Source organism: Psychroflexus gondwanensis ACAM 44 (genome assembly GCF_000355905.1).
GTDB classification, from domain to species: Bacteria; Bacteroidota; Bacteroidia; order Flavobacteriales; family Flavobacteriaceae; genus Psychroflexus; species Psychroflexus gondwanensis.
Genome location: NZ_APLF01000018.1, coordinates 48,220 through 59,447 on the forward strand (window position 1 = coordinate 48,220; position 11,228 = coordinate 59,447).

An 11,228-nucleotide genomic window follows, 5' to 3' on the forward strand; every position below is an offset into this window, starting at 1 on the left:
CACGTTTCTATTTTAGAAGTACAGCTTTATAGCGTTCTAAATCTTTTAAAGTAATGCCTGTTCCTCTCACAATAGCTCTTAGGGGGTCTTCTGCTATATAAACCGGTAAGTCTGTTTTCTGAGATAAACGTTTATCCAAGCCTCTCAACATAGACCCTCCACCAGCAAGGTATATACCAGTGTTATAAATATCTGCAGCTAATTCTGGAGGAGTTTGAGATAAGGTTTCCATTACAGCATCTTCTATCCTAAGTATAGATTTATCTAAGGCTTTTGCAATCTCTCTAAAAGAAATTTCCACTTGTTTTGGTTTACCAGTTAGTAGGTCCCGGCCTTGGACGCTCATATCTTCAGGGGCGGTTTCGAGATCTTCGGTAGCAGAACCAATTTGGATTTTGATTTTTTCAGCAGTACGTTCTCCAATAAACAAGTTATGCTGTGTTCTCATGAAGTAAATGATATCATTTGTAAATACATCACCAGCAATCTTTACAGATTTATCACAAACAATACCACCAAGCGCAATAACTGCGATCTCGGTAGTACCTCCACCTATATCAACAATCATATTTCCTTTGGGCTGCATAATGTCTACACCTATACCAATAGCTGCTGCCATAGGCTCGTGGATAAGATAAACCTCTTTGCCGTTTACTCGTTCTGCAGAATCTTTAACCGCTCTCATTTCTACTTCTGTAATTCCACTAGGAATACAAATCACCATACGAAGAGAGGGAGTGAATAAGCGTTTTTTGAGAGCAGGAATTTCTTTTATGAACATACTGATCATTTGCTCACTTGCATCAAAATCTGCAATAACCCCATCTTTAAGAGGACGAATGGTTTTGATGTTTTCGTGAGTTTTTCCCTGCATCATGGCGGCCTCTTTTCCAACCGCTATAATCTTTCCAGTAATTCGATTTCGAGCAACGATAGAAGGGCTGTCGACAACGACCTTATCATTGTGAATTATTAATGTATTAGCAGTACCTAAGTCGATAGCGATATCTTCAGTTAGAAAGTCAAAAAATCCCATGGTATAATAAAGTTAGAAAGAGGATAAAGTTAGTGAATTAATGCTTAAAATGACGTATTCCTGTCATTACCATAGAAATATTATTTTCGTCACAATAAGTGATGCTCAGCTTGTCTTTGATAGATCCGCCAGGTTGGATTACAGACGTAATACCAGCCTTACCTGCAATCTCTACACAATCTGGAAATGGAAAGAAAGCATCACTAGCCATAACAGAATTTTTTAAGTCAAATTTAAAATTTAAAGCCTTTTCAATAGCGTGGTTGAGGGCATCTACGCGAGAGGTTTGGCCAGTCCCACTTGCTAGCAATTGCTTGTCTTTTGCCAAAACAATAGTGTTGGACTTGGTATGCTTACAAATTTTTGAAGCAAACAACAGATCGTCAACTTGAGAGTCTGTTGGGGATGTTTTTGTAACCGTTTTTATTTCTTCTTTGTTATCTGTTTTGAGATCCCTGTCTTGAACCAGAACACCATTAAGACAAGTTCTCACAATCTTATCTTCAAATAGAAATACTTTTTGGACGAGTATGATTCTGTTTTTCTTCTTGGTAAGTATTTCCAAAGCTTCATCACTATAACTTGGAGCAATGACCACTTCACAAAATAGGTTGTGAATTTCTTCTGAAGTTGCTTTGTCAATTTCTGTATTTGAAATTAAAACTCCTCCAAAAGCAGACACAGGATCTCCAGCTAATGCGTCTACATAAGCTTTATGAACACTATCGCGTTGAGCAAGGCCACAAGCATTATTGTGTTTTAAAATGGCGAAGGTTGGCGCATCATCAGTAAACTCTGCCATCAAATTTACGGCGGCGTCTACATCCAATAAGTTGTTGTAAGATAATTCCTTGCCGTGGAGCTTATTAAATACCTTATCAAAATCGCCAAAGAAAAATCCTTGTTGGTGAGGGTTTTCTCCATATCGTAATTCTACTCCTTTCTCGAAACTTTGTTTATGAGAAGGAAGTTGTTCTGTCGTGTTGAAGTAATTAAAAATGGCGGTATCATAATGAGAAGAAACTTGGAAGGCTTTTGCAGCAAAATTCTTTCGCTCTTTAAGGCTTACTTTTCCTTGCGAGTTTTTAAGAACTCCCAGAAGGCTTTCGTAATCCGATCTTGAAGAGACACAAAGCACATCTTTAAAATTTTTGGCAGCAGCTCGTATTAAAGAGATGCCTCCTATATCAATTTTTTCAATACTATCTTGTTCGTTAGCCCCAGAAGCTACGGTGTCTTCAAAAGGATATAAATCAACAATAACCAAGTCAATTTGTGGAATATCATAAGATTTCAATTCCTCTTGGTCTTGCGCATTATCACTTCGATTTAAGATCCCCCCAAAAACTTTTGGGTGTAGGGTTTTAACACGACCTCCCAAGATAGAAGGGTAGGACGTGATCTCTTCTACGGGAGTAACTTCTATGCCCAAGTCTTTGATGAATTTTTCTGTCCCTCCAGTGGAGTAAATTTGAACTCCTAGATCATTTAAGGTTTGCACAATTGGCTCTAAACCTTCTTTATGATACACTGAGATTAAAGCGGATTTTATTTCTTTTTCTTGGGCCATCGGAGATACATTTTGTTAATGCTGCAAAAGTAGAACATTGCCAATGAATATTTAAACGATAAACACCAAATAATCAGGAAATATAAAGCCCAGCTTTTGCCGGGCTTTATATTCTAATGTTTTGGACACTAATATTTTAAATGATCATCCCCGCGGCGACAGTTTCCTTTGTAGACTCATCTACTAATATGATACTTCCTGTGCTTCGGTTATCTCTATAACTATCCAGCATCAACCGATGAGAGGTTTTAAGTCTTACTCTGGCAATATCGTTCATTGTTAAATCCTTATCTTCTTCATTTCGTTTGAATGTATCAACATCCATTTTGTAAACCACCTCTTTAATGACAGCTTTTTGCTCATTGGAGGTATGCATGATGGTATATTTGGTTCTAGATTTTACAGGAGCATTATTAAGCCAGCATAACATCACATCAAATTCTTGTGAAAGTTCTGGTTGATTGTTCTTTTTTACAATCATATCTCCTCTACTTATATCGATATCATCCTCCAAGGTCATTGCTATAGACATAGGAGCAAAAGCTTCCTCAACTTCAGTTTCTCCTACGTTTATGGTTTTAATTTTAGAGGTAAAACCAGAAGGCAATACAGCTACTTCGTCGTTCACTCTATAAATTCCACTAGCGATTCTTCCTGCATACCCTCTGTAATCTTCGAAGCCTTCGCGCTGAGGTCTGAGAACGGTTTGTACTGGGAATCTAGCATCAATTTTGTTGATATCACTACTAATGTGAAGGGTTTCTAGCTCGTGCAACATCGGCGAACCTTGAAACCATGTCATATTTTCTGAACGATTGACCACATTATCTCCGTTTAAAGCACTTATGGGGATGTAACGCACGTCTTTGATAAGTAGTTTTGAAGAAAACTCTTCAAATTGCTCTACAATGGAGTTGAAGGTCTCTTCAGAATAAGATACCAAGTCCATTTTATTCACACACACTATAATGTGAGGAATATTCAATAAAGAGGCTATAAAGGTGTGCCTTTTGGTTTGTTCTATTACACCATGCCTAGCATCAATAAGAACAACAGCAGCATTGGCTGTAGATGCACCAGTCACCATATTTCTTGTATACTGAATGTGACCGGGAGTATCTGCGATAATAAATTTACGCTTTGGTGTTGTAAAATATCTATAAGCAACATCAATAGTAATACCCTGTTCCCGTTCGTCTTTAAGGCCGTCCGTGAACATAGCTAGGTCTACGCCTTCTATTCCTTTTTGCTTACTGGAATTTTTTACAGCAGCGAGTTGGTCTTCAAAAATGGATTTGGAATCGTAAAGCAATCTTCCAATAAGTGTGCTTTTACCATCATCTACACTTCCAGCAGTTGTAAATCTTAGTAATTGGTTTTTATCTATTTTCATGATATGCGTCAGTTTAAGTCATCAGAATTTTGAGTGTGTTAGAGAAATTATAGTCTAGAAATAGCCGTCTTTTTTTCGATCTTCCATGGCGGTTTCAGATCGTTTATCATCACTTCTATTTCCTCTTTCGGTTTCTCTCATCGTAGAAACTTCTTCGACGATTTTTTCCATAGTGTCTGCTTCAGACTCAATTCCTCCTGTAATGGTGATGTCTCCCAAGGTTCTAAATCTTATTCTTTTAGAGACGATTTCTTCGTTAGGCTCTAGTTTTAAAAATTCAGAATTAGGAATCCAAGACCCATTTCTTTTCACTACATCCCTTTGGTGAGCTAAATACAAAGAAGGAATTTCTATTTTTTCTTTGGTGAGATAGTTCCAAACATCCATTTCGGTCCAGTTACTAATAGGAAAGGCTCTGAAATGTTCTCCTTCAAAGTATTTCCCATTGAGTAAATTCCACAGTTCAGGACGTTGATTTTTAGGATCCCATTGCCCAAACTCATCTCTATGTGAGAAAAAACGCTCCTTAGCCCTTGCTTTCTCCTCATCTCTTCGGCCACCACCAATAGCACAATCTACTTTATGCTCCTCTAGACTATCCAACAGAGTTGTGATTTGCAAAGCATTTCTAGTCGCATTTTTACCTTTTTCTTCGGCAACACGTCCTTTATTTATGGATTCTTGGACAGAACCTACAATAAGATTGACCCCTAGTTTTTTGGCAAGATCATCTCTAAATTGAATAGCTTCTGGGAAATTATGCCCTGTGTCTACATGCATTAGAGCAAAAGGAATCTTTGCTGGATGAAAGGCTTTTTTGGCCAAATGCGTAACAAGAATGGAGTCCTTTCCTCCAGAAAATAAAATAACTGGATTTTGAAATTGAGCCCAAACCTCTCTCAAAATAAAGATGGCTTCTGATTCCAATTCTTCCAAATAATTCAAATAATAGGTGCTCATGGTATTATATTCTATGTGTTTCTTCTAAATAATCTATAATTTGCTTCACCGCCATTTCTACACTAATCTCTTCTGTAGAAATCTTAAGATCTGGGTTTTCAGGAGCTTCGTAAGGGGCGTCTATCCCGGTGAAGTTTTTTATTTCTCCAGCTCTTGCTTTTTTGTACAAGCCTTTCACGTCTCTGTTCTCACATTCTTCTAAAGAGGTGTCTACAAATATTTCTATAAGATCTTCCTTACCTACAATTTCTTTAACCTGTTCCCTGTCTGAAATTAATGGAGACACAAATGCAGCGATAGTCACCACTCCAGAGTCAACGAAGAGTTTTGCAACTTCAGCGATTCGCCTTAAATTTTCGTAGCGATCCTCTTTAGTAAACCCAAGCCCTTTATTAATTCCACTTCTTATGTTATCCCCATCCAAAGCATAGGTGTGGATCCCTTTATAAAATAATTCTTCTTCAACTTTATTCGCGATAGTCGATTTTCCAGAACCCGACAGCCCCGTGAACCAAAGCACGAAAGAGTCGTGGCCATTGACTTTATTTCTATGTGATCTAGTTATATCATAGTCATGTATGACGATGTTTTTACTCATAATGTTGTTTTGACATGAAAATAACCATTCAAAAGATTTTCTCTATTGTAAAGCATTTCTTCATTTGTATCTAGGCTTATAACCTGGAGGCCAACAGCTTTACAAATAGCTTGTCCTGCAGCGGTATCCCATTCCATCGTAGGGGCATATCGAGGATATACATCTGCCTCTCCTTCTGCGACTAAGCAAAATTTAAGAGAGCTTCCTTTGGAAACAATCTCTACTGGTTTGTGATGTGTGTCTTTCAGTTTCTCTACATAGTCCAATGTGTCTTGATTCATGTGAGATCGGCTTCCAACCACCCTAATGGGGTTAGAGCCCTTGCTCGGCTTCAAGGGAGTTGCTTTTTTTAGTAAAGCATCCACATTAAAATCTCCTTGCGGAACTTCTACTTTATAGGAGGTTTGAGTTTCAACATCTCCTACATATAAAATGCGCTGCGCAGGAACATAAATAACTCCGAATATTGATTTTTGGTCATCAATTAAAGCAATATTGACAGTAAATTCACCATTCTTTTTTACAAATTCCTTAGTACCGTCCAGGGGGTCCACAATCCAACAGGTTTTCCAGGACTTCCGTTCACTATAGTCTATAGCTTTGTTTTCTTCGCTAATAATGGGGATAGGAGTAGTCTCCAAATAAGACATGATCACTTTATTGGCCTCTTTATCGGCTAAAGTTAGTGGAGAATTATCCTCTTTATATTCCACTTCAAAATCTTGCTTGTAGATGTTCATAATGGCTTCTCCGGCTTTTATAGAAGCTTCAATTGCCTTTAATTTATTTTGATGCATAAAAATGATTATTCTAATTTAGGGCTTGATATTCAGTTGATTATGTTCGTTGCCAAAACACAAATTTCAAACTTTTATTTTTAGTTTTTATAATAATTGACAAAAGTATATAATTTCTACCAATCTAGTAGACTATTCAAATTTGAATACAGAATTCTCTTCTGTTAAATTTTATTCTGAAGTAAAATTGTAATTATTAATCCTTTCGACAGTTAAACTTGAAACTCTGATTCTTACATTTACGTAAATAAATTAAAAAGTTATGAAAACCCTTAACACCTTTTTTTTTGGTCTTTTTTTCTCTGTTTTAGGAATGGGAACTGCCTTGAGCCAAAACATTCATCAGCATCAGCAATGGCAGGATTTACTTCAAACTTATGTGAATACTAATGGAGATGTTGATTATAAGAATTTGAAAAAAAATGAAAGGAAGCTCGACACTTACTTAGATCTTATTTCTAAAAACCCTCCTCAAGACTCCTGGACCAAAAATCAAAAGAAAGCTTACCTCATCAATGCGTATAACGCCTTTACCGTAAAGTTGATCTTAGATCACTATCCCGTAGAGAGTATTAAAGATATTGGAGGGTTTTTTAGCAGTCCTTTTACTACAGAATTTGCGAAAATTGACGGTAAATTATATTCCCTAGATGATATTGAGAAAGGAATGCTCTTGAAAATGGGAGATCCCCGCGTTCATTTTGCGGTGAACTGCGCTTCAGAGTCTTGTCCCAAATTGCTGAACGAAGCCTATGTAGCTTCAAAACTCGACAAGCAACTTGACGCTTCCTCGAAAACCTTCGTAAATTCCAATAAAAACAAATTATCCAAAACTAAAGTAGAGCTCTCCAAAATTTTCAAATGGTATGCTTCAGATTTTGAATCCGAATATGGTACAGTCATAAGATTCATAAATATGTATGCAAATGAAACCATAAATGAAGAAGCATATATAGATTATTTGTCCTATTCTTGGGAACTGAATGAAATGTAGCTGGCATGATTAGTATCATTATTCCAGTTTATAATGAAGCTGAAGAGGTTGAAAGCAACCTTAAACAAATTCAGAATAGAATAAGTTCTTTTGGGTATGTTACGGAAATTCTTGTTGTGGACGGCGGAAGTAACGATGGAACTTTAGCTTTAATTAATCAGGTTGACGGTATCAAATGCTTGGAAAGTACAAGAGGAAGACCAAGGCAAATGAATTATGGTGCCAAACAAGCCACTGCAGAAATCCTATATTTCCTTCATATTGATTCTTTTCCACCTCAAGATTTTGATAGGCTAATTATAGAATCCGTTCAAAACCGACACCAAGCGGGATGTTTCAAAATGAAATTTAGGAGTCGACATCCCTGGCTTCAATTTATAAGCTGGTTCACTAAATTTAATACCAGATCTTGTAGAGGTGGTGACCAGAGCTTGTTCGTGACAAAATCTCTTTTTGAAAAGGTAGGAGGCTACAATGAAGAGTTTCTAATTTATGAAGATCATGAAATTTTAAAACTGATTTATGACACTTCCGATTTTAAGGTGATTCAACATTCGATTTCAACATCTGCAAGACGTTTTGAACATAAAGGCATTCTGAAATTACAGGTTCTTTTTTGTATAATTTATTTTAAAAAATGGAGCGGGGCTTCATCAGATGAGCTCTATAGCTTTTATATGAAGCACATTAACAACTGAATTTGTATATTTTAAGACTCTTTAGCTACTGAACTTCTATGAGATAAACTAATTTTACATTTAAAACCATAATAGTTTGGGACAAGAACACATCGTTATTATAGGGAATGGGATTTCTGGAGTAACTGCAGCAAGGCATATTCGGAAACAATCTCAGAAACGCATTACCTTAATTTCTTCTGAAAGTGAACATTTCTTTTCTAGAACTGCTTTGATGTACGTTTATATGGGCCATATGAAATGGAATCATCTTAAGCCTTATGAAGATGGATTTTGGAAGAAAAATAGAATAGACATAAAGCAGGCTCATGTTTCGGCCGTTGATCATAAAAACAAAGAGCTACAACTAGAATCAGGAGAAGCATTTCCCTATGATAAGCTTGTCATTGCCTGTGGCTCTAAATCAAACAAATTCGGTTGGCCTGGTCAAGATTCGAAAGGTGTTTTGGGCCTTTATAGCAAGCAAGATTTAGAGTCTCTAGAAGACCATGCGCCAAATAAGGAGGTATGCAAGAGAGCCGTTATTGTTGGTGGTGGTTTAATAGGAATTGAATTAGCAGAAATGCTTGCGACCAGAAATATACCGGTTACTCTATTGGTAAGGGAGAGCCATTTTTGGAACAATGTGCTACCCAGCGAAGAAGCTAAGCTAATAGATAGACACATTCGAGAGCACCACATCGACTTAAGATTGGAAACTAATCTGGAAGAAATTATTGCGGATGATACAGGTAGAGTTAAGGCTATAAAAATTAAAGAAACAGGGGAGGTTTTGGAATGTAATTTTGTAGGATTAACGCCTGGCGTTTCACCAAATATTGATTTCCTTAAATCCAGTGATATCGAATTGAATCGTGGAGTTTTAGTGAACCGAAAGCTGGAAACCAGCGTAGAGGATATTTATGCTATTGGAGACTGTGCCGAGCAAAGGCAGCCTATTGGAAATCGTCCTTCAATTGAAGCGGTGTGGTATACCGGTAGAATGATGGGGGAGACTTTGGCACAAACACTCTGTGGAAATCCTAGAGAATACAAGCCAGGACAGTGGTTCAATTCGGCTAAGTTTTTTGATATAGAATATCAAACATACGGTTGGGTATTTAGCCAAGCAAAGGAGGGACATACCGACTTTTACTGGGAACATACCGATGGAAAAAAATGCATACATATCCAGTATGAAATTGAATCGAGGATTTTTAAAGGCATAAACACCTTTGGAATTCGATTGCGCCATGAGGTTTTTGACCGATGGTTAACAGAGAACGCTACAGTAGATGAGGTTATTAAAAACCTGAAGTCGGCTAACTTTGATCCCGAATTTTTTAAGTCTTATGAGAAAGAAATTCAAAATAAATTTCAACATACACTAAAAACAACTTCATTATGAGTGTAGATATAAACATGTCTGTTACAGGCAATTCGCCAGAAGCTTTAAACGTCCAGCAAAAACTATCTTCTGCGCTAGGATTGTTGGGTATTTTTATAATGACCTTATCGGGGTTCAATATTCATTTTCAGCCCAAAATCGTTTGGGTGAGTTTATCCCTTATCATGGTTCTCGCAGGGATTTTTTGGTATTCCAAAGTGAGTTACGCGCACAAGACTGAAGGTATCAAAAACGATCGGATTTATTTTAAATCTCTAACCAACCGAGGATTTTGGGCCTATATTTTAGGCTTAGCTTTAACAGGGTTTTATATTGTACTTTATTTTTATCCCAACTGGATAGGATTGAGTAGCGAAGGAGAAAACACAGGGGTTGTAGCTTTATTTGATCCGTTAAGCAAAGCTATAAGTGGGAATGCAGCAAGCCAATGGTTTGTTTATGGAACCTTATACACCTTAGCTATTGTTGGTTTTGGTGTGAAATTCTTATGGAAATATCGTCATAATCGCTATCAACGCTTACGTACATTTTCAGTTATGTTTTTCCAATTGGGATTTGCATTTTTAATTCCAGAGCTGATGTCAAGACTCAATGGAGATAATTTTTCATTACCCTACTATAACTTCATCAACATATGGCCTTTAAATCATTACAATTTTGAACAATATAGAGTCGACCAGTTTGTAAATGCGGGGACTGTTGGTATTGGACTACTTATTTTTGGAGTTCTTTCTATCCTAATTATCACTCCTATTTTAACCTACAAATACGGTAAGCGCTGGTATTGTTCTTGGGTGTGTGGTTGTGGAGGATTAGCAGAAACTGCTGGGGATCCTTTTCGTCATTTGAGCGACAAATCCCAGTCTTCTTGGAAATTGGAGCGCTGGTTGGTCCATACAGTTCTTGTTTTTGTAGTTATAATGACGACGGCGGTTGTTTATTCTTACCTAAATACTGATAAGTACTGGTTGTCTGGCACTGCTTTTCTGATAAGTGTAGCTAGTTTATTGACGATTGTCTTTACTTGGACGATGGTCTATAAGCGTCAAGAACTACAAAACGATGCTAAATATGCAGCGATTGGTTTTTTTGTCGTCATACTTTCCTTGCTGGGACTTCACTTTTCTGGACTTATAGATAAGATCTTTTTATTTGAAGCTGAAACCTTAAGAGCAACTTATGGTTTTGCAATTGGAGCTATCTTTTCTGGAGTTGTAGGGGTTGGGTTTTATCCTATTTTTGGGAATAGAGTTTGGTGTAGATTTGGATGTCCTATGGCAGCTATTTTAGGATTTCAACAGCGCTTATTTTCAAAATTCAGAATTACGACCAATGGTGGTCAATGTATTTCTTGCGGAAACTGTACCACGTATTGTGAGATGGGAATAGATGTGAGAGCCTACGCACAAAAAGGAGAAAACATAGTGAGATCGTCTTGTGTGGGTTGTGGAATTTGTGCTTCCGTTTGTCCAAGAGGAGTTTTAAAATTGGAGAATGATACACCAGCTGGCAGAATCAATTCAAATGAAATCCTTCTTGGAAATGATGTGGATTTGATGGACTTGGTGAATCAAAACAAGTAAAATAAATTCATAGTATAATTTAACTCCTTCTCACTTTTTTGAGAAGGAGTTTTTGATTTCATTCAAAAAAATAGTAATTATTTAAGAACCTATTCATTAATTTTTTAAATTTAAGAGATGTTTAATGATTTTTTTAAAGTAGACTTTTATACGATTACATTTAAAATTCAATCATTAATACAATTTTTATAGAAATCTTAGCAATTTTTATT

Annotated in this window: 10 protein-coding genes; 4 read left to right on the forward strand and 6 right to left on the reverse strand. The window is 36.8% G+C overall.

Annotated elements, in window-relative coordinates; genetic code table 11:
* Positions 1-7: 7 nt before the first annotated feature.
* The 6 genes from PGOND44_RS13130 to cysQ form a co-directional block, all read right to left on the reverse strand.
* Entirely contained in the window at positions 8-1,036 is a 1,029-nt protein-coding gene (locus tag PGOND44_RS13130; RefSeq protein WP_003443588.1) for a rod shape-determining protein, read from the reverse strand.
* A 37-nt stretch (positions 1,037-1,073) separates the two neighbouring features.
* Positions 1,074-2,606, reverse strand: coding sequence for a bifunctional phosphoribosylaminoimidazolecarboxamide formyltransferase/IMP cyclohydrolase (gene purH / locus PGOND44_RS13135; RefSeq protein WP_003443591.1), 1,533 nt, complete (start codon positions 2,604-2,606; stop codon positions 1,074-1,076).
* A gap of 136 nt (positions 2,607-2,742) precedes the next feature.
* Positions 2,743-3,999 (reverse strand): sulfate adenylyltransferase subunit 1, encoded by a 1,257-nt coding sequence (locus PGOND44_RS13140; protein WP_003443592.1) that lies wholly within the window; start codon positions 3,997-3,999, stop codon positions 2,743-2,745.
* Between the two features lie 54 nt (positions 4,000-4,053).
* Positions 4,054-4,959 carry a sulfate adenylyltransferase subunit CysD gene (gene cysD, locus PGOND44_RS13145; RefSeq protein WP_003443594.1) on the reverse strand — a complete coding sequence of 302 codons (906 nt, stop codon included), beginning with the start codon at positions 4,957-4,959 and terminating at the stop codon, positions 4,054-4,056.
* Positions 4,960-4,963: 4 nt separating this feature from the next.
* Positions 4,964-5,557, reverse strand: a complete 594-nt coding sequence (cysC, locus tag PGOND44_RS13150) for an adenylyl-sulfate kinase (protein WP_003443597.1) — start codon at positions 5,555-5,557, stop codon at positions 4,964-4,966.
* Positions 5,554-6,354, reverse strand: a complete 801-nt coding sequence (cysQ, locus tag PGOND44_RS13155) for a 3'(2'),5'-bisphosphate nucleotidase CysQ (protein ID WP_003443599.1) — start codon at positions 6,352-6,354, stop codon at positions 5,554-5,556. Before cysQ ends, cysC begins: the two co-directional genes overlap by 4 nt.
* Before the next feature lie 262 nt (positions 6,355-6,616).
* Here cysQ and PGOND44_RS13160 point away from each other — a divergent pair, with 262 nt between their 5' ends.
* The 4 genes from PGOND44_RS13160 to PGOND44_RS13175 all read left to right on the forward strand — a co-directional run bounded on the left by PGOND44_RS13160 (position 6,617) and on the right by PGOND44_RS13175 (position 11,016).
* Positions 6,617-7,348, forward strand: a complete 732-nt coding sequence (locus tag PGOND44_RS13160) for a DUF547 domain-containing protein (protein WP_003443602.1) — start codon at positions 6,617-6,619, stop codon at positions 7,346-7,348.
* 5 nt (positions 7,349-7,353) lie between these two features.
* On the forward strand, positions 7,354-8,046 hold the full coding sequence (locus tag PGOND44_RS13165; protein WP_003443606.1) for a TIGR04283 family arsenosugar biosynthesis glycosyltransferase: 693 nt from the start codon (positions 7,354-7,356) through the stop codon (positions 8,044-8,046).
* 76 nt (positions 8,047-8,122) lie between these two features.
* Positions 8,123-9,433 carry an NAD(P)/FAD-dependent oxidoreductase gene (locus tag PGOND44_RS13170; protein WP_003443609.1) on the forward strand — a complete coding sequence of 437 codons (1,311 nt, stop codon included), beginning with the start codon at positions 8,123-8,125 and terminating at the stop codon, positions 9,431-9,433.
* Positions 9,430-11,016, forward strand: a complete 1,587-nt coding sequence (locus tag PGOND44_RS13175) for a 4Fe-4S binding protein (RefSeq protein ID WP_003443611.1) — start codon at positions 9,430-9,432, stop codon at positions 11,014-11,016. Before PGOND44_RS13170 ends, PGOND44_RS13175 begins: the two co-directional genes overlap by 4 nt.
* Positions 11,017-11,228 lie beyond the last annotated feature (212 nt).

Coding starts and splice junctions, on each gene's coding strand:
- PGOND44_RS13130 (WP_003443588.1), bottom strand. CDS start 1,036: ATGGGATTTTTTGACTTTCTAACTGAAGATATCGCTATCGACTTAGGT.
- purH (WP_003443591.1), bottom strand. CDS start 2,606: ATGGCCCAAGAAAAAGAAATAAAATCCGCTTTAATCTCAGTGTATCAT.
- PGOND44_RS13140 (WP_003443592.1), bottom strand. CDS start 3,999: ATGAAAATAGATAAAAACCAATTACTAAGATTTACAACTGCTGGAAGT.
- cysD (WP_003443594.1), bottom strand. CDS start 4,959: ATGAGCACCTATTATTTGAATTATTTGGAAGAATTGGAATCAGAAGCC.
- cysC (WP_003443597.1), bottom strand. CDS start 5,557: ATGAGTAAAAACATCGTCATACATGACTATGATATAACTAGATCACAT.
- cysQ (WP_003443599.1), bottom strand. CDS start 6,354: ATGCATCAAAATAAATTAAAGGCAATTGAAGCTTCTATAAAAGCCGGA.
- PGOND44_RS13160 (WP_003443602.1), top strand. CDS start 6,617: ATGAAAACCCTTAACACCTTTTTTTTTGGTCTTTTTTTCTCTGTTTTA.
- PGOND44_RS13165 (WP_003443606.1), top strand. CDS start 7,354: ATGATTAGTATCATTATTCCAGTTTATAATGAAGCTGAAGAGGTTGAA.
- PGOND44_RS13175 (WP_003443611.1), top strand. CDS start 9,430: ATGAGTGTAGATATAAACATGTCTGTTACAGGCAATTCGCCAGAAGCT.